Source organism: Alcanivorax sediminis (assembly GCF_009601165.1).
GTDB lineage: Bacteria > Pseudomonadota > Gammaproteobacteria > Pseudomonadales > Alcanivoracaceae > Alcanivorax > Alcanivorax sediminis.
Genome location: NZ_WIRE01000001.1, coordinates 318,777 through 337,393, shown reverse-complemented (window position 1 = coordinate 337,393; position 18,617 = coordinate 318,777). Strand labels below are relative to the sequence as shown.

The window sequence follows — 18,617 nt, the reverse complement described above, 5'->3', positions numbered from 1 at the left end:
CGAAGAAATATGTCGAAAAAAGATATGTCGAAGGACTCGACTGAATACGCTGTTAGGACTGAGAGATGCATGCCAGTTCCTCATATACTTAAAGAAGCTCTTTCTCTAGACAAGGGATCGCTGCCTGGGTTTTATTTTGAAGGCCTCAGTTCATCCGAGATCATGAGCATTTACAATTATATTTGTGCGCATAGCGGAAAGATTCCGGATGAGAAAACAGTTTGGAGCAATATTGAGAACAAAGACGTCCCTCTGAGCCGCATTGATGAGGTTGCTGAAAAGGTGATCTCAGGTGAAATTACCCCTGTATGTCATCCCATAGCTAACTTTAGGGACGGAAAGGCCGTTACTAACTGTGCAGCGGTGTATGTGTTCCCGGATTCAGTTGAGATTTTTTATGATCCTAGAGATTTGGTAAATGAGTCCGAAATGGTTGGGTTGCTTGAGCTTGTGAAGCAGGTTATGCGTCATGGCAGGGTTCATTGCCCATTTCTAGGTGATGAGACGGGCAACCCAAGAGAGCTGGAATATCAGAATGCTTTACAGAGCTATGTCGGGTCATAACAAGAAGCAGCAGGCCGACCTTCGGCGGCTGTGCTAAGCGTTATGCATGAATTTAGAGGGGTGGAAATGCAACTGATAAATGGTTTGATAACAGCAGCTTTGTTCGGGGCTACCGTGTACCTGGTGATTACTATCAATGGGATCGCTAATGCGTCTGGAGCGAAAGGGAAGAAGCTGCTTAAGAGCGCGCTCCTTTTTATGGTTTTGATACCGATGGTTGCAGGGTTCTTGAAAGGTGTTTTGGGCCTAGGAAACGAAACAGCTATAGGAATGTATATATACTACTTTGTATATATTTCAAGCATTTCAGGGGTGTTTTTTCTGGCTAAAGGTCTTCGTCGGGCTATTCAAGAAGCCTCAGAGTCTAAGCCTGCTGAAGCAGATGAAGCATAACAAGGCACTGCTGCCGACAAGCGGCAGAGCGCAGCGTTATAGCGAAATTAACGTGGGGTAGGGGTTTTGAAAAATTTTCTTCTTGTGGCTGTTTTGGGTTTTGCCGCGTGGAGTTACTACACAAATAACATGGATACGGGTACAGGTGCTGTAATCCATCCGTATGCCATGGATAGGGAAGCAATGGAAGAACCCGTTAATACTTACCGATCAGACTTTCGGTGCGATGGCCGGCAGCATTGCAGTCAGATGACTTCAAGAGCTGAAGCCGAATTTTTCACAAGAAACTGCCCGAATACAAAGATGGATGGTGATAGAGACGGGATACCTTGTGAAAACGATTCCCGGTTTTGATAGCGGGTGCTATAACAAGCGGCGCCAGGCAGACCAAATTTCCGCTCCTGCGTCGCTCCAATTTGCCTGATCTGTAACCACTTTTGTGGACAGAGTTTTCTGTTCATAAGAGAGGTGCAGTGTGGGACAAACAAGAAAGCGAAATTACGACCGTTATACCCTAGCTTACAAACTCCAGGCCGTTAAATTGGCGAATCACCCTGACGTTAGGTCAAAGGATGTGGCAGAGTCGCTGGGTATCCATCCGGTAATGCTTTATCGCTGGCAGATGGAGCACCGTCGAGGAGAGCTAAGGGAGAATAAAAATATGAAAGCATCACCCCCGTCCCCTAAGCGCCGACCGAACCGAGCGGACCCTCTGAAGGAAGCGGAGGAGAAACTGGCTGCGGCAGAAAAGCGGATCAAGAAACTCGAACGTGAACTAGACAACCGTAACGACGAGATTGATTTGCTAAAAAAGGCCGAGCGGTTCTTCCAGCGGAAAAAGTAAAGCTCTATGAGCTGGTTGAGAAGAGCCGCGAGGGCCGTGACGTGCGTCGTCTTTGTGAGCTTCTTGGCGTGTCGAGGAGCGGGTTTTACGCCTGGCTCTCTCGCCCGAAGAGTGAGAGAAGCTGTTATGACGATAAGCTGAAGCAAGCTATGGTCGAGTTACATCAAGGATTTCGCCGGGCGTATGGGGCTCGGCGAATTCATCAGCAACTGCGTAAGAATGGCTTCTCTTGCAGTGTCCGTCGCGTATCCAGGCTCATGAAGGAAGCGGGGATTCATGCTTCCAGTAAAGGGCTTTATGTCTGGAACCCGGGAAGACATGAGTTCTATAGTGCTGCGGGTAATGTTTTGGGTGCAGAAGACGTGGCAGAGGGCGAGGGGCAGCATTGGGCTGGTGATTTCACTTATGTGCGAACCGGTTCCGGCTGGCTTTATCATGCAGTGGTAGTAGACCTGTATAGCCGTAGGGTTGTTGGCTGGTCGTTTAGCCGCAAGCGAAATAGCGAGCTGACCAAGAGTGCGCTGAAAATGGCTTTGTCACGTGAGGTGCCTCTTCCTGGTTGTGTGTTTCACTCAGATCAGGGTATCGAGTACGCGGCGCATGAGTATCGTGATCTGGTGGCTGCGGCGGGAATGCGAAGGAGCATGAGTCGCAAAGCGACGCCGCTGGATAATGCAATGGTGGAGTCGTTCTTCCATACGCTGAAAACGGAGCTGGTCCACCAGCATAAGTTTGAGAATGATATTGAGGCGGTTGCCCGAATTGTGGAGTTTATTGAGTTCTATAATCGAGAGCGACTGCACTCGGGGATCGGGTATCAAAGCCCGGAAAGTTACATGCGGGCGTGTGCCTGAAAGTGTCCACGAAAGTGGTAGCAGATCAGCCTGCTGCGCCGGGCGTTATGAGGGGGGGTAATGCGGCTGATTTTTATTCTGATACTGGCCGTTTTGCTGCATGGGTGCAGTTCGTCTCCGGTATCTGAAGACTTGGAGAGTGGTTCGCAAGTAGAGAGGCTTGTTGACGGGAAATGGTACTTTCATATGGGTTGTGGTGATTTTCTGGAGATGGACCTAGAGGAAGGCGGAACATTTAAGCTGGCGGTAGTTTCAGTACCAGAAGGAGATTCAAAAAATGCTCCAGGCGGAACGTGGAGTCTTCAGGATGGAATTTTCAGACTTATATGGAGAGATGGTACGACTAAGACTCAAACGCTGCTGTCCATTACAGATACAGTTCTGAGGCTAGAGAATTCTACAAGTACAGAAATATATTTGAGAGAGCCCGATGTAGAGGCTCATAACAAGGCAAAGCAATAGCGGACGCTCCGCGCCGTTGTTTGCAGCGTTATGTGAAGCCAAAAGAGTGCTCCGAATGTTGGAAATGAAAGTGCGGGTTGGCCCTGAGGCATTCAGTGGCGGCAGCTTTGTTTACGTATGGATGGATCAGGGAAGACGCCCGATTTATGTTGGGGAAACAGGCAAAAGTGTATCCGACAGAATTGGGCTTCATATTCGCGGGAAGGAACGGTCTGGCGCTATTCTTAGTAAGATTATTCATGAGCGCAATATGCCAGAGCAGGAATATATCGTTTTGGCATTCCCGATAGATACTCCTTTGCTGGAGAAAATAGCCAAGGAAAATGGGGCTGCTGCAAACTCTGCATCTTTCAATAGGGCCAGAAAAGCTCTGGAGCGGAGGGTATATGATTTACTTTCGGAGCATTATGACAATCTTCATCAGGCTCGCGGCTGTCGCTGGCGTGCCGAGTCTGGAGCCCAATTTGCTGGGGATGTTTTGGAAGCTTGCAGAAGCAGGACGCAGAGCACATAACAATCGGCTGCACCGGATAAATTTCTGCTGTCACCTTTTGTGCATAAATCCGCCAACAAAAATTTTCCCGGTGAGCCGGGCGTTAGACAGATAAAGCCTGCAGGAAGAGATAACGAAGATGCGCGTTGTATTTTTTATGCTTGGTCTTCTATCAGGGGCTGCCTCTGCGGAAGCTCAGGATAGCTCCTATTTATGTATCGCGGAGCAGGGCGCGGCTGTTACAAAGCACGAGGGTTCAATATTCGGGTCCTTCTCTGGGGCCACTGATAATAAATACATTGTTGGAAGGCGCACGGGGCTCAGGCGTTTTGGTATCGACGCAAATTGGCTCTCTGAGTGTAATTATGATGAATCGGGTAGGCCTACTTGGTGCGAAATGCCAGGGGAGAGCTGGGGCGGGGTGTTCATGATGGACAGCGATGGAACTTTTGTAATTATGAGCCTGAATGGCAATGCTAGTAATTCCGCCTCCACCGATTATTACTCAGTGATTGGGAAATGTTCGCAGCTGCAGTAGCGTCTAACAATCAGCTGCACCGGATAAATTTCCGCTGTCACCTTTTGTGCATAAGGCCGCACAAAAGCCGCCATCAAAAATTTACCCGGTGAGCCGGGCGTTAGATCACACTAGAAAGGGAGTAGGAATGTCCAAAAACTGGGAGCATGCGGCTGGGATTCTTTGGCCAGTCTTGACGGAAGCGGCCCAGAAAGGTCAAACGCTGACCTACAGTGATTTAGCACCGCTAATTGATACCAATCCCCTTTCCGTAGGAAAAGGCCTTGGGCCAATTCTCTACCATTGCCTCAACAATAAAATTCCACCGTTAACTGTAATCGTTATCGGAAAAATCTCAGGTGTTCCTGGCGCCGGATTTATCGCGTGGGACATTGATGACCTAGATGAAGCGTATAAGCAGGTATTCGCGTTTAATTGGGCGACAGTCGATAATCCATTTGCCGGATACGGCGAAGAAAATACAACAGAATCTTTTGCGCAATACCTAGTTGAAAATCCAGCCAAATCTGGAGAGATATATTCACGCGTTAAGGTCAGGGGTTCTGCTCAACGCATATTTCGTCGTGCATTACTGGAGGCTTACGAATATCAATGCGCCATGTGTCGGCTGAGCTTCGAAGAAGTATTGGAAGCTGCTCATATTGTTCCGTGGGCAGAATGTGAGCACTCGCAACGTATTTCTCCCAGCAACGGAATTCTACTTTGCGCCAATCACCATAAACTTTTTGATTGTGGCTATATATCGGTATCACCCTCATTGGTCATTGAATATGAAGATGATGAATTTAGCCAAGAAGACTACTCAGAGTCAGACATTTCCGCATCAATGTCATTGAACGGAAAGCAGCTACATTTACCGAAAAACGTTGAGCTACATCCCTGTCCTGAACTATTGAAGAAGCGGAGTACGGAGTAGGTGCGTTCTAACAATTGCATGCAGCCGACCCCTGCTCCGCTACGCTTTCGGCTTCACTCCGCAGGGTCGGCTGATGCAAGGCGTTACCAATAAAAGGAATTAGCGGATGATTCCCAAAACTTCGGTTCTCAGAGTTGCCAGGCCGACAGATAGATTGAACGAAATTACCTCGATGTACATCTCGGGTCTGGGGTTTCAGTTGTTAAGCAGTTTTAGTGATCATGATGGGTTTGATGGTGCTATTCTTGGCCACCCAGAGCACGCTTATCATCTGGAGTTCACACATCAACCCGGTACTCTGGTTGGCAGGGCTCCTACCAGGGATAACTTATTGGTTTTCTATATCCCTGATTCCAGGTTATGGGCTGAGTGCGGTGAGGATATGCTGTCAGCGGGCTTCAGGTGCGTCCAGTCGTGTAATCCTTATTGGGATCATGTCGGTAAAACCTATGAAGATCTGGATGGTTACCGTGTTGTATTACAGAATTCCGATTGGGAAGAATAGGCAACCAAGCATTCCATGAACGTTCGGGCGTAGCACGCCAAGGGTGGCTAGGCCTGAACCGTTTTAGTAAGGATGAAAGCCCGGATCGCCCGAGCGTTCACTTCTTCATAATCAGACCATTCTTTCACGCCACCTGACTATCCGATCCCATCAGCTTCACCTTCCTCTTCGGCTTCCGGCTGAACAGGTCCACATTGTCCAGAAAATCATTCGCCCAATACTCGATATCGTAGTGCTGGACGACACTGAAGGCTTCGTCCAGGCGAGCGCGGGCGTCGGTGGCACTCATGGAGAGGGCCAGATAGCAGGTATCCGCCAGCTCCATGGGGTTGTGGGGGTTGGTGAGGATGGCGCCGCGTAGTTCGGAGGCGGCACCGGTGAACTCCGAGAGCACCAGTACACCACTTCCCTGGGTGAGCCCCTGGGTGGCCACGTATTCCTTGGCGACCAGGTTCAGGCCATCTCGCAGTGGTGTGATCCACATGACATCGGCCATGGCGTAGTAGCTGACCAGTTCCTCGAAAGGGAAGGCGCGGAAGAAAAACTGCACCGGGGTCCAGCCGACCCGGGCGAACTGGCCGTTGATACGGCCTACGGTCTGCTCAATCTGCTGCTGCAGTTCGTCATAGATGCGCATTTCCTTGGCGGCCGGCACGCACACGGTGAGCAGGGTTACTTTGCCCAGCAGTTCCGGGTTGTCGGTCAGCAATCGTTCATAAGCCACCAGTTTTTCCAGGATGCCCTTGGTGAAATCGAGCCGCTCCACGGACAGGATAAGACGGGTGCCTTTTAGCTGTTCGCGCAGTTCCTGCATGCGCAAGCGGGTTTTCTGATCCTCCAGCACGGTCTTGATGCGATTAAGATCAATACCAACCGGATGAGCCCCCAGGCCGATGTGGCGGTCGTTGACCTTGATGGTCTTGGTCATTTCATCCAGGCCGACGGCGCAGCCATAGGTCAGGAAGCGTGGTGCACAGCCGACCCGTTCCACCACTTCCAGTGGAGTGACGCCGCGGGCTACGTCAACGAAGTTTTCCGCCTGACGGGGAATGTGGAAACCCACGTAATCGCATTGCAGCAGGCTGCCGACAATTTCCCGGCGCCAGGGCAGTACGTTGAACACATCTGCGGACGGGAAGTAGGTGTGATGGAAGAAGGCAATGGTCACGTCCGGGCGCAGTTCGCGCAGGTAGGCGGGAACCATCCACAGGTTGTAGTCGTGGATCCAGACGGTAGCGTTCTGCGCGGCTTCCGCGGCGGTTCGCTCGGCAAACTGCTTGTTCACTTTCAGGAATACTTGCCAGTGTGCTTCCTTGAAGCTGGCTCGCTCCCAGAAGGTGTGCAGGGTGGGCCAGAAGGCTTCCTTGGAAAAGCGCTTGTAGAAGATGTCGATGTCGTCCTTGTTCAGGGGCACCCGTGCAGCCACCAGATTGGGGAAGCGCTCGGCATCCACTTCGGTGTGGGTCTGGAAGTCTTGTGGATCGCCATCATGGGCTGACCAGGCCACCCAGGAGCCCGCCTTGTTATCATCAAAGAAACTCAGCAGTGTGGGAATAATACCGTTAGGGGATTTGGGGCGATGGCGCACCACCTTGCCATCAATAATGGATTCCTCGTAGGGGAGGCGGTGATAGACAATCACCAGGTCGGCTTTACCCGGGGTGGCAATGTCACGGACTTCCGTGTCTACACCTGCCGGACCGAGAAAACCAAAATACCCCAGCGCTTCAAGAATGCCAGCGCAGCCCGGTGAAGGGGCGTGCATGACACGGGTGCTGTTCTCGGTGGCTTCGAGTAGCGCGGGCTCGGACCCGCCCACGCACACGCCTTTGAAACCGTGCTCATACATGGACAGATCGTTCAGGGTATCGCCGGCCACCAGCACTTGCTCTATGCCTATATCCAGGTGGGTGACCAGATTGAGCAGCGTGTTGCCTTTGTTCACACCTTTAGGCAACACATCGAGATAGCGGTCAGCGGAATAGAGCAGGTCGCAGCCCAGGTCCTCGACCAGGGCTTCAAGTGCCCTGTCGATTTCATCGGCATCACAAAAATAGGAACAACGACGTTCCTGTGGCACATCCTGTCGTTGCAGGGAGGCCGACACTTGCTCTACGGCATTGCCGACAATATGTTCACCGGGCCAGATGTTGTCGATGTGTCCCTGGAGGGGCTGTACCGGTTGCAGGGTGTCACCATCCACAATGGTGCAACCGACATCGCAGATAATATATTGCGGTGTGGGGATGGTGGGGTCAGACAGAAGCGGCAGCACGGATTCGAGGCCGCGTCCGGTGACAAACACGAGATCAATATCCGGATGAGCGTTGATAAGTTGATACAGCCTGGAACGACTCTCTTCATCTCCGCCCAGAAAAGTGCCATCAAGATCCGTTGCTAAAAGCATCATTACCTCGCTGTGAAGTTAATCGACTCCAGTATTGCGAGAATGCGAGTTCGCAATAGCGCTGACTCAGCAGGGGTAGCCCGAGAGTCAGTACGCATTGCCAATTTAGCAGCCGGATGCAGGGATGAATTCGCATCGCAGGGAACATGTGCCGGCACCGGGGTGCTAACTGGCAATCTGTTTCCTGAAGGTAGTGGTGCATAATCTGTGCCGGGTGATGGATTTTTGTTTTGAATTTGCCTTTTAGTAAATGGCTGAAAGGCAGATGCAGTGTGGGGTTGCGGTGGTTACAAAAAACCGGGTGTTCTTGCTGTGTCGGGCGGGCAGTGACGGAAATATTGCGGTGGTTTCCGCGTGATTGTGGGGCGTTTGATGGGGCTGGTGCATGATGTCGGGGTCATTGGGAAAGCGGCATGGATTGGTTGTATTAACGTAGCGCAGCGGAGTAACGCACGCAGTGTGGCCCGGAGGGTGAGCGCAGCGAATAACCTGCCTGCAGGCGACCCGAGCCTTGGCGAGGTAAGGATTCCAGAAGCGAGTTTCGAGTGACGAGTTTCGAAAGGCAAAAAACAACAACCAGGCACGAGGTTTGACGTTTGTCCTTTCGAAACTCGCTTCTCGCAACTCGAAACTGATTTCCTCGCTTATGCTCGGATCGCCTTGCGAGCAAGGCTCCTACATGGGCGGGTGAGGGTGAATAAGGCGCGGAGGGAGCGTTAAGCGTAATGGAATATTTTACCGAGCTGGGTCATATCGGTTTGTTCCTGGCGGCGTTTCTGGCCGCGACGGTGTTGCCGCTCAGTTCCGAAGTGGTACTGGTGGCGTTGTTGCTGAATGGGCTTTCTCCGGGAACATTGGTGGCGGTGGCCACGGTGGGAAACGTGTTGGGTTCCCTGGTGAATTATGCTCTGGGCTATTGGGCCGGGGTGGCAGTGATACGCCGCTGGTTGAAGATGTCCGAGGCGGAGTTCGTGTCGGCAGAAAAACGTTTTCGAAAATACGGGGTGTGGTCGTTGTGTCTGGCCTGGGCGCCGGTGATCGGGGACCCGTTGACGGTGATGGCAGGGATTCTGCGGGTGCGGTTGTTGTGGTTCGTGTTGCTGGTGACGGCGGGGAAGCTGTTGCGGTATGTGGTGATTGCGTGGATGGCGGGGTGAAAGGCAGTTCAAAGTTGAAAGGGGAGATCAAAAGCGAAACGGAGCTACGAGCTGCGCTTGAATCTGATAGAAAACCCCGGAAAAGTTCCCGGGTTTTTCCGAAGAACAGGAAACACTTCCAGATCGTTGAGTTCGGCGCTACTAGATAACCTGAGCCTCCTGTAGGAGCCATGCTCGCATGGCGATCCGAGCCTAGGCGAGGTAAGGATTCCAGAAGCGCGTTTCGAAAATCGAAAAACAACAACAAGGCTCGAGGTTTGAGGTTATGCCTTTCGAAACTCGCTTCTCGCAACTCGAAACTGATTACCTCGCTTAGGCTCGGATCGCCTGCAGGCAGGTTATTCGCTGCGCTCACCCTCCGGGCCGCACTGCGTGCGTTACTCCGCTACGCTACGTTCCTACGGCAATGTCGGGCTCGGGTTTAGTCCAGCAGGGCTCTCAGGTTGGCGATGCTGGCTTCGGCGACGGCGTCTTCCTGGGCTTCATCCTTGATCACGCCAATGCCGAGAAAATCGATGTCGTCCTGGGGGATCTCATCGAGGAAGCGGCTGGCAGCGGTGTCGATGCGTTCGCCATATTGCTTGCGGGTGAGAGCCTGAGTCATGGCCAGGGTTTCCCGGGCGCGGGTGATGCCCACGTACATGAGGCGCCGCTCTTCAACGATATTGTCTTCTTCAATGCTTGTGCGGTGGGGCAGCAATTCTTCTTCCACGCCCATCATGTAGACATGGGGAAACTCCAGCCCTTTTGAAGCATGTAGCGTCATCAGTTGAACGCGGTCGGAATCGTCGTCTTCTTCCTGCTGCTCAAGCATGTCGAGCAACACCAGTTTCTTGATGACGGACTCCAGATCGCTGGCGCCATCTTCTTCCTCTTCCTGTTTTTCCAGCATGCGTTCGATGCTGCGGACCAGTTGCCAGACGTTCTCGATGCGCTTTTCACCGATGCGTGGGCTGGAGGCGTTCTGCATCAGCCAGCCTTCATAATCGATGTCGCTGATGAGTTCGTTCACGGCCTGCAGGCTGTTCTGGCCAAAACAGAACTCGCGCTTGGCATCCAGCCAGGTTTTGAACTTGTGCAGCTTCTCGGCGGACTTGGGCGCCATGACTTCGCTGAGCGCGAAGTCGTCGCACACATGGTAGAGGCCTTGCTCGCGCTTGATGGCCCAGGTGGCGAGTTTCTCCAGCGTGGTGGGGCCGATCTCCCGGCGTGGCGTGTTGATGATGCGCAGGAAGGCATTGTCATCGTCCGGGTTCACCAGCAGGCGCAGGTAGCACATCAGATCCTTGATCTCGCTGCGCGAGAAGAAGCTGGTGCCGCCGGACACCTTGTAGGGAATCGACAGGCTCTGCAGTTTCATTTCCAGAATGCGTGACTGGAAGTTGCCGCGGTAAAGAATGGCGAAGTCTTTCCACTTAAGGCCCTGTTGCAGGCGGCGGTGAAAGATGTCGCTGGCGATCCATTCGGTTTCGGCATCTTCGTCGCGCAGGGCGGAGAAGCGCAGCGGTTCACCGTAGCCATAGTCAGACCACAGGCTTTTATCGAACACGTGGGGATTGTTGGCGATCACGGTGTTGGCCGCTTTCAGGATGCGCCCGGTGGAGCGGTAGTTCTGTTCCAGCTTGACGACTTTCAACGTTGGCCAGTCTTCCTGCAGCTGGGCCAGGTTTTCCGGACGGGCACCGCGCCAGGCATAGATGGACTGGTCGTCGTCGCCCACCACGGTGAACTTGCCTTCCGGCAGGGTGAGCATTTTTACCAGCTCGTACTGGGCGCCGTTGGTGTCCTGGTATTCGTCCACCAGCAGGTACTGGATGCGGTTGCGCCACTTTTCAAGAATGCGGGGCTGCTCCTTGAACATACGCGCGGGCATCAGGATCAGATCGTCGAAGTCCACCGCGTTGCACACGCGCAGCATGCGGTCATAGCCACCATAGGCCATGGCCGCGCGCAGGGCTTCGTCGGTGTCGGCGGTGCTGACTGCTTCTTCCGGCAATACCAGGCCATTCTTCCAGTCGGAGATGCGCTTGTGGATGGCATCCACCGCGTCCAGGTCTTTCTCCGAATCGCCCTGACGAAGGATTTCCTTGAGGATTTCCTTGCTGTCAGCGCCATCGAGGATGGAGAAGCCATTGCGCAGGCCACAGGCTTTCAATTCGGACTTGAGAATGCGCAGGCCCAGGTTGTGGAAGGTGGAGACAATCAGGCCGCGGGTCTGGTCGCGGCTCACCAGCGATTGCACCCGCTCCTTCATTTCCCGGGCGGCCTTGTTGGTGAACGTCACCGCGGCAATGTGCCGGGCCGACATGCCCCGCTCCTGAATCAGCCAGGCGATCTTGCGGGTGATCACACTGGTTTTCCCGGAACCCGCCCCGGCCAGTACCAGCAAGGGGCCATCGGCGTAATCCACGGCTTCCTGTTGGCGAGGGTTGAGTTTACTCATGGGGTGTGTGTCCGGGTTCGGGTATGGGGCGCAAAGGCGGGTATGATACCAGTCAGGCGGCTGCACTCCAGATACCGGGTGTCAGTTGATCGATGAATTTTGCCTTTCCCGCACCCGCTCTGGCGGTGCAGGGGCAGGCCTGGACAGGTTCTCAGCATTGCCATGGTCATGCGTCTGGATTTCTTCCTTGCCCACAGTACGGGGCTGAGTCGCAAACAGGTGAAGGTATTGATTGGCAAGGGCGCGGTGCGTGTGGAGGGTGAGGCGCGCCCGAAGGCCAATACCCGGATCGCTGACGGCCAGCCGGTGTGGCTCCATGACGAACCTGTGCAATTGCCGGGCCACCGTTACCTGATGCTCCACAAGCCGGCGGGGGTGGTCAGTGCCACCGAGGATGGCGAGCACCGCACTGTGGTGGATCTGATTCCCGCGGAACTGCGCCGGGACCTGCACCCGGCCGGGCGGCTGGACCGGGACACCACCGGACTGGTGCTGCTGACCAGCGATGGCGACTGGTCGCACCGGCTCACCTCTCCCAATCATGCCTGTGGCAAGCGCTACCGGGTGCAGTGTGCCGACCCGGTTGGTGATGAAGATCTTCAGGTCCTGCGTGAGGGCATTCTGCTGCGTGGCGAAGATAAGCCGACCCTGCCGGCACAGGCGGAACGGGTGAGTGAGCACGAATTGCTGCTGACGATTACCGAAGGGCGCTACCATCAGGTGAAGCGCATGCTGGCTGCTCTGGGCAACAAGGTGGTGGGCTTGCACCGGGAGCAGATTGGCGAAATTGCGCTGGATGCGAGCCTGGCGCCGGGGGAATTCCGGGCGCTGACGGAGGAAGAGATTGCCAGTGTCTAGGGCGCCCGCCACGAAGCCGCTGTAGGAGCCTGCCTGCAGGCGATCCGAGCCTTGGCGAGGTAAGGATTCCAGAGGCGCGTTTCGAAGATCAGAAACCTGGGCCAGGCACGCGATTTGGGGTTTGGCCTTTCGAAACTCGAAACTATCACCTCGCCCAGGCAAGCTGGGCTCCTACAGCGGCTTCGTGCCCAAAGTTGGATTTGAGACAGGGAGGCTGTCATGACGCAACGCCAATTCGGCAAGGTCACCGTGGAAACGGTGCAGGGCGATATCACTCGGCAGCCGGACCTGGATGCCATCGTCAATGCGGCCAACGCGGAGTTACGAGTGGGCGGCGGGGTGGCGGGTGCGATTCATCGTGCCGCAGGGCCGGAACTGGAAAAAGAATGCATTCCGCTGGGGCCGATCAAGCCGGGGCAGGCGGTGATTTCCGGTGGCCATCATTTGCCCAATGCCCATGTGATTCATTGCCTTGGGCCAGTGTATGGCCACGACAAGCCGGAGGCCGGGTTGCTGGCATCCTGTTACCGGGAAGCGTTATTGCTGGCCGACCGAAATGACATCACCTCCATCGGCTTTCCCGCGATTTCTACCGGCATTTTTGGTTATCCCATTGAGGAAGCTGCGCAGGTCACTCTGAAAGCCGTGGTGGATGTGGTGCCCGGTTTAGATAACGTCCGCACGGTGCGTTTTGTATTGTTCAGCGAGAGCGACAAGGCGGTGTTTGATAGGGCACTGATGGCCCCGGTTGCAAATTTGTAGGAGCTCAGCTCGCCTGAGCGATCCGAGCCCTGGCGAGGTAATAGTTTCGAGTTGCGAGTAACGGGTTTCGAAAGGCAAAACCCCAAATCGCTTGCCTGGGCCAGGTTTTTGATCCTCGAAACTCGTTTCTGGAATCCTTACCTCGCTTAGGCTCGGATCGCTTGCAGGCAAGCTCCTACAGCGGGGTATAGCGAGGGGTTTACCGACGCAAAAAGGCCCGCCCGGATTACCGGCGGGCCTTTTTGTGTCAGGCGTCAGGTGTTCCTAACCCAGCTTCCCTTGCAACTCCATCACGTCCACGGTTCGCTCCGGGTTGAGCGGGTCGATCAGGGTTTTGGCATCTTTGTAGACTCGCGGTGTCTGGTAAAGCATGGCCACGGCTTTCACGTGGCTTGGGCACACGTAGCGGTCCGGCATTTCCCGTTGCAGCCAGGCACGTACTTTCGGGGCTTGGTCGGAGCCCATTTTCGGGAACAGGTGGTGCTCCACGTGATGGCTGAAGTGGAAATGCAGCGGGTCGATCCAGCGCCAGGCGCGCACGCTCATGGAGTTGTCCACCGGATGGTTGTTGTCCATCTGCGGACGCAGCATGTGGTTGGTGAGAATGTAGCTCTGGCCGATGAAGTTGAGAATCATGACCGGGATCAGCACGGTGAAGACCGCCAGCGGTCCGGACGCGATGGCCAGGGCAATCCAGGCGGCGCCGCACAACATGGACTGGGTAATGGCCTTGGTGCGGTTGAAGCCCTTGAACTCTTCGCGGCGGCGGGTCTGCATCCACAGCACCAGCTGGGCGTGGAACATGAAGGAATAGAACAGGAACAGGAAGCTGTACCAGGTGCCGCTACCGGGGGCCGGTTTGGTGAAGTTGGCCATCTTCGGGTATTTCTCGTAACGCACCATGGTGCCGAAGGAGTCCGGGTCCTTGTCGCCCAGATTGGTATGGGCGTGGTGGGCCACGTTGTGCCAGCGGCGCCAGAACTCCGGCGGCACCATGGCCGGGCCAAAGCCCATCCAGCCAAGCGCATCCTGCAGGCGGCGGCTCATGCCGAGGGCGCCATGCAGCACTTCATGGGCCAACAGGGCTTGGCAGGCCAGGGTGTGGCCGGCCAGCAGGCTGAGCAGCAGATTGCCCCACCAGGGCAGATCGAAGGCCAGAATGCTGGCGATGCTGCCGACGATGATGGCGGTCATGGGGATGAACCACAGGGCCCGCAGCGGGCGGGATTTAAAGGCGTCGGTGCCGAGATCCTTCTTTACCGCGTCGCGGATGGCGCGGGCGTCATCGGCGCCGAACTGGCGGCTGTAGGGGGCGGTATCGGTTGTCATGCTCTGTCCTTGGCGTTGCCATGGGAGTGGGTCTGATGGCAGGCATTCTGGTGAACATGTGTAGTCAATCGAAGTGCAGGGATGGCCACTCGTCGGTCATTTTCGGACAGGGGCTCAACTTAGCGTATAGTAACGGGTATGAGTCGTGAACGTTTCGTACAGCTAGACCCCGGCACTGGCCGCTCCCCGGTCCCGGTCAACTATGTCCGCAATCTGGTCGAGTTGATTGGCGAGTTGGGCATTGATACCTCGCGCCTGCTTAACCGTGTGGGCCTGAGCAAGGATGAGGTCTACAACCCGCAACCGGCGCTGCGCTTCGAGCAATTCCGCAAGGTGATGGTGGGCGCGCGCGACATGACCGGCAACCCGGCACTGGGGTTGAAGCTGGGCCAGCAGCTGACGCTCACCGCGCATGGCCTGCTCGGCTATGCGGCCATCAGCAGTGCCGACCTGGGTGATGCCCTGCGGTTGCTGGAGCGATATTTCCGTACCCGCACCCGCCTGTGTGTGCCGCGCATTGAGCCGGTCAGCAGTGGCGTGCGTTTTTGCCTGATTGAAAGCATGCCGCTCGGTGACATTCGCGAGACCTATCTGGAAGTGGTGGTGGCTGCGGTGGTGGGCGGTATCCGCTATCTGCTGGGTGACCGATTCAAGGGCGCGGTGCTGGAGCTACCCTATGCGGCCCCTGCCCACGCTCACCTTTACGATGAATTGCTGGGGATGCCGGTGGAGTTCGGCGCGGAAGTGGCAGCATTGCGCCTGCCGACTCGCCTGTTGAACGAACCCTTTACCCTGTCCGATCCGGCCTCGCGGCAGATGGCCGCGCAGAAATGCGAAGAAGAGCTGCAGCGCCTGGAGGCCGATCAGGATTGGGCCAGCCGCGTGCGTGCCCGACTGATGCAGGCCGAGGGAATGCTGCCCAGCCTGGAACAGCTGGCCAGCAACTTCCACGTCACCTCCCGTACCCTGCGTCGTTACCTCAATGCCCTGGACGTGAGTTACCGCTCACTGCTGGAAGAGGTGCGCATGACCAAGGCCATGGGGTATCTGCAGGCCAACATCACCGTGCAGCAGGTAGCCATGCGTCTCGGCTATGCGGATCCCAGCAACTTTGCCCGTGCCTTCCGCAAATGGACCGGCCACCCGCCGAGCCATTTCCAGCCGTAACAACCTGGGCGCCAAGGTACTAGCTACAAGCCGCAAGCTACAACACGGGGTATGACCCGAGGCCTGCTTCGTGTTGTAGTTTTGCGGCTTTTGTATTCCTTGCCTTTCGCGACTCGCAACTCGTTACTCGTCACTAGCAACCCGAAACTGATTACCTCGCTGAGGCTCGGATCGCTTGCAGGCAAGCTCCTACGGAGAAGGTCGCTTGCAGGCTGACCCGATGAGCACAGAGAGTTCCTGCGGTAGAGAGAGACCGTGTTCATCTGGCAATCCCCTGCCCATGCCGCTACTGTTGCCGATCTGCATTGCTGAATAACAACACCCCATGAGCAACCACGAACCTGTCCTGCTGGTGTCCCGGCATAACCATCCCCGCGGTAGTTGTCAGCGTGGGCGCATGCAGCGCCAGCGGTTGATTCACCGCGCGTCCTATGTGGTGGTGCAGGATCTGGCCGGGCGGGTGTGTGTGCAGCAGCGGGCGGCAGACAAGCATTTCTACCCCGGGGGCTGGGACCTGGCTGCCGGCGGGGTCATGCGGCCGGATGAATCCGTGGCCCAGAGTCTCAGCCGCGAGCTGCATGAAGAGCTGGGGCTGCGTCGGCAGTTCAGCCGCTGGCAATGGTTCTGGTTTGCCAACCCCCATCACCGGGTGTGGGGCGCGCTGTCGTCGGTGCGGGTGTGCCCTGAGGCGGTGTCACTGAGTGACGAGGTGGTGGCCATCGACTGGCTGCCGGCCCGGGACGCGCTGGCTCTGGCCGGGGCCACGCCGGACACCCGTCATGCTCTTTCCTTACTGCTGGCATCAACCTCCTGAGCGTTTTCGTCCTTGTTTACAGGGCTGCTGCTGGGTAGGTTCTCTGCATCAAGAAGGAGAGCCTTATGACTCAGCGATTCAGTGTTGCCGGTAAGCGTGTTCTGATCACCGGCGCCTCAAGCGGCTTTGGCGCCCACTTTGCCACGGCGCTGGCCGAAGAAGGCGCGGATGTGGTGCTGGCCGCCCGCCGCGTGGAAAAACTCGAAGATACCGCCAATGCCGTGCGCGCCCTGGGCCGTGAAGCCATTGTGGTGCCCATGGACGTGAGCGATCACGCCAGCGTGGAAGCGGCCTTTGCCGACATGCCGCCGCTGGATGTGGTGGTCAACAACGCCGGTATTTCCCAGGAAGGCCCCACCGAGGCCATTCCCGAAGAAGAATGGGATCGAGTCGTGGATACCAACCTGAAGGGTGTCTGGGCCGTGTCCAAGTTCGCCATCCAGCAGTGGAAGCGCGATGGCCGTCCCGGCAGCATCGTCAACATTGCCTCCATTCTGGGCCTGCGTGTGGGGGGCCGTGTGGCACCGTACACCGCCTCGAAGGCGGCGGTGGTGCAGCTGACCAAATCCCTGGCCCTGGATTGCGCCCGTTACAACATTCGCTGCAACGCCATCTGCCCCGGCTACGTGGAAACCGATATCAACGCGGATTTCTTCAATAGCCCGCAGGCGGAAAAAATGCTCAAGCGCATTCCGTTCCGCCGCCTTGGCCAGATCGACGAACTGGTGGGCCCGCTGTTGCTGCTGGCCTCGGATGCCTCGTCCTACATGAGCGGTGCCATCATCGCCGTGGACGGCGGTCATCTCTGCAATACGCTTTGATCGCAACACGCAACACGGCGCGGCGCGGTAATGCCGCCCAAGGCCAACCCTTGAACCGTATTAAGGAACGACCATGGATTTTTCCCTGAGCCCGGAAATTGAAAGCCTGCGTCAGAAAGTCGCGGCCTTTGTTGAAGCCGAAGTCATGCCGTTGGAGAAAGATCAGGCCAACTACGACGAGCACGAAAACTTCAAGGAAAGCGTGGTCGCGGCGCTGCGTGAAAAAGCCCGCGCACAGGGCCTGTGGGGATTCCAGTTGCCCAAGGAACGTGGTGGTCTGGATGTGGGCGTGGCCGGCATGGCCGTGCTCTATGAAGAAGCGGCACGCAGCCCGTTCGGCCCGGTGGTGTTCAACTGTGCGCCGCCGGATGACGGCACCATGATCCTGCTTAACAAGATTCTCAACGATGAACAGAAGGCGCGCTGGCTGCAGCCGCTGATCGACGGCAAGGTCCGTTCTGCCTTTGCCGTGACCGAGCCCGATGGAGGCTGTGGCTCTGATCCGTCGCTGACTTACACCACCGCCACCAAAGACGGTGACAACTGGATCATCAATGGCCGCAAGTGGTTCATCACCGGGGCCGAAGGCGCGCAGACGTTTGTGCTGATTGCCAAGACCAGCGATGACCCGCGCAAGGGCCTCACCGCTTTCCTGTTCGATGCCGACCAGCCAGGCTGGGAAGTGGTGCGCCGTATTCCGATCATGGGGCCGGAAGAGCACGGTGGTCACTGTGAACTGAAGTTCGATGGCCTGGTGATTCCCGATGAAAACCGTTTGCTGGAAGTGGGCGATGGTTTGAAAGTCACCCAGATCCGTCTCGGCACCGCGCGCCTCACCCACTGCATGCGCTGGCTGGGTCTGGCCAAGCGTTGCATGGAAGAAGCGGCGGGCTATGTGGAAAATCGTATGAGCTTTGGGGTGACCCTGGCCGAACACGAAGGCGTGCAGTGGATGCTGGGTGACGTGGCCAAGGACATCGAAGTGGGGCGTCTGCTGACCATGCAGGCGGCCTGGATGCTGGATCAAGGTGACTTTGCCAAGAAAGAAATTTCCATGGCAAAAATCCACGTGGCCGACACTCTGCACAAGGCAGCGGATACCGCCATCCAACTATGCGGTGCCCGTGGTTATTCCAAGGATACCCTGCTGGAGTGGATTTACCGCTATGCCCGTCAGGCGCGTCTGGTGGATGGCGCCAGCGAAGTGCACAAGATGGTGCTCTCCCGTTTCTACCTGAAAGAGAAGCGCGACTTCTTCAAGTGGGGAGCGTAAGCCGCTCTGCGGCCGCA

Annotated in this window: 19 protein-coding genes; 16 read left to right on the top strand and 3 right to left on the bottom strand. The window is 56.1% G+C overall.

The window, feature by feature from the left end:
* Positions 1-69 precede the first annotated feature (69 nt).
* The 9 genes from GFN93_RS01365 to GFN93_RS17600 all read left to right on the top strand — a co-directional run bounded on the left by GFN93_RS01365 (position 70) and on the right by GFN93_RS17600 (position 5,569).
* Positions 70-564, top strand: coding sequence for a hypothetical protein (locus GFN93_RS01365; RefSeq protein WP_153498646.1), 495 nt, complete (start codon positions 70-72; stop codon positions 562-564).
* A 66-nt stretch (positions 565-630) separates the two neighbouring features.
* On the top strand, positions 631-957 hold the full coding sequence (locus tag GFN93_RS01360; RefSeq protein ID WP_153498645.1) for a hypothetical protein: 327 nt from the start codon (positions 631-633) through the stop codon (positions 955-957).
* A gap of 129 nt (positions 958-1,086) precedes the next feature.
* On the top strand, positions 1,087-1,311 hold the full coding sequence (locus tag GFN93_RS17420; RefSeq protein WP_208993740.1) for an excalibur calcium-binding domain-containing protein: 225 nt from the start codon (positions 1,087-1,089) through the stop codon (positions 1,309-1,311).
* A gap of 121 nt (positions 1,312-1,432) precedes the next feature.
* Positions 1,433-1,801 carry a transposase gene (locus GFN93_RS01350; RefSeq protein WP_328594109.1) on the top strand — a complete coding sequence of 123 codons (369 nt, stop codon included), beginning with the start codon at positions 1,433-1,435 and terminating at the stop codon, positions 1,799-1,801.
* 11 nt (positions 1,802-1,812) lie between these two features.
* A complete protein-coding gene (locus tag GFN93_RS01345) occupies positions 1,813-2,655 on the top strand; it encodes an IS3 family transposase (protein ID WP_235901883.1) in 843 nt (280 codons plus the stop codon).
* 60 nt (positions 2,656-2,715) lie between these two features.
* On the top strand, positions 2,716-3,117 hold the full coding sequence (locus GFN93_RS01340) for a hypothetical protein (RefSeq protein WP_153498642.1): 402 nt from the start codon (positions 2,716-2,718) through the stop codon (positions 3,115-3,117).
* 55 nt (positions 3,118-3,172) lie between these two features.
* Complete coding sequence (locus GFN93_RS01335; RefSeq protein WP_153498641.1) at positions 3,173-3,631, top strand: GIY-YIG nuclease family protein; 459 nt, start codon at positions 3,173-3,175, stop codon at positions 3,629-3,631.
* Positions 3,632-4,275: 644 nt separating this feature from the next.
* Positions 4,276-5,064 (top strand): HNH endonuclease, encoded by a 789-nt coding sequence (locus tag GFN93_RS01330; RefSeq protein ID WP_153498640.1) that lies wholly within the window; start codon positions 4,276-4,278, stop codon positions 5,062-5,064.
* A 106-nt stretch (positions 5,065-5,170) separates the two neighbouring features.
* On the top strand, positions 5,171-5,569 hold the full coding sequence (locus GFN93_RS17600; RefSeq protein WP_407921777.1) for a VOC family protein: 399 nt from the start codon (positions 5,171-5,173) through the stop codon (positions 5,567-5,569).
* A gap of 124 nt (positions 5,570-5,693) precedes the next feature.
* On the opposite strand, the gene ggpS is transcribed toward GFN93_RS17600, so the two are convergent.
* Entirely contained in the window at positions 5,694-7,979 is a 2,286-nt protein-coding gene (ggpS, locus tag GFN93_RS01325; protein WP_235901614.1) for a glucosylglycerol-phosphate synthase, read from the bottom strand.
* Positions 7,980-8,701: 722 nt separating this feature from the next.
* On the opposite strand from ggpS, the gene GFN93_RS01320 reads away from it, so the two are divergent.
* Positions 8,702-9,133, top strand: coding sequence for a YqaA family protein (locus GFN93_RS01320; protein WP_153498639.1), 432 nt, complete (start codon positions 8,702-8,704; stop codon positions 9,131-9,133).
* Between the two features lie 421 nt (positions 9,134-9,554).
* Here GFN93_RS01320 and rep read toward each other — a convergent pair whose 3' ends face one another.
* On the bottom strand, positions 9,555-11,576 hold the full coding sequence (gene rep / locus GFN93_RS01315) for a DNA helicase Rep (protein ID WP_153498638.1): 2,022 nt from the start codon (positions 11,574-11,576) through the stop codon (positions 9,555-9,557).
* A 168-nt stretch (positions 11,577-11,744) separates the two neighbouring features.
* Between rep and GFN93_RS01310 the strand changes: the two genes are divergently transcribed.
* The gene (locus GFN93_RS01310) at positions 11,745-12,434 is read left to right on the top strand and encodes a 16S rRNA pseudouridine(516) synthase (RefSeq protein ID WP_153501762.1); all 690 of its coding nucleotides are present in this window, start codon (positions 11,745-11,747) and stop codon (positions 12,432-12,434) included.
* Between the two features lie 219 nt (positions 12,435-12,653).
* A complete protein-coding gene (locus GFN93_RS01305) occupies positions 12,654-13,196 on the top strand; it encodes a macro domain-containing protein (RefSeq protein ID WP_153498637.1) in 543 nt (180 codons plus the stop codon).
* Positions 13,197-13,460: 264 nt separating this feature from the next.
* Here GFN93_RS01305 and GFN93_RS01300 read toward each other — a convergent pair whose 3' ends face one another.
* Positions 13,461-14,525 carry a fatty acid desaturase family protein gene (locus GFN93_RS01300; protein WP_153498636.1) on the bottom strand — a complete coding sequence of 355 codons (1,065 nt, stop codon included), beginning with the start codon at positions 14,523-14,525 and terminating at the stop codon, positions 13,461-13,463.
* 138 nt (positions 14,526-14,663) lie between these two features.
* Between GFN93_RS01300 and GFN93_RS01295 the strand changes: the two genes are divergently transcribed.
* From GFN93_RS01295 to GFN93_RS01280, 4 genes are all read left to right on the top strand, one after another.
* Positions 14,664-15,692 carry an AraC family transcriptional regulator gene (locus tag GFN93_RS01295; RefSeq protein ID WP_153498635.1) on the top strand — a complete coding sequence of 343 codons (1,029 nt, stop codon included), beginning with the start codon at positions 14,664-14,666 and terminating at the stop codon, positions 15,690-15,692.
* A gap of 325 nt (positions 15,693-16,017) precedes the next feature.
* Positions 16,018-16,506, top strand: a complete 489-nt coding sequence (locus tag GFN93_RS01290; RefSeq protein WP_153498634.1) for an NUDIX hydrolase — start codon at positions 16,018-16,020, stop codon at positions 16,504-16,506.
* A 65-nt stretch (positions 16,507-16,571) separates the two neighbouring features.
* On the top strand, positions 16,572-17,327 hold the full coding sequence (locus GFN93_RS01285; RefSeq protein WP_153498633.1) for an SDR family NAD(P)-dependent oxidoreductase: 756 nt from the start codon (positions 16,572-16,574) through the stop codon (positions 17,325-17,327).
* Between the two features lie 73 nt (positions 17,328-17,400).
* Complete coding sequence (locus GFN93_RS01280) at positions 17,401-18,600, top strand: acyl-CoA dehydrogenase family protein (protein WP_153498632.1); 1,200 nt, start codon at positions 17,401-17,403, stop codon at positions 18,598-18,600.
* The last annotated feature ends 17 nt before the right edge of the window (positions 18,601-18,617 follow it).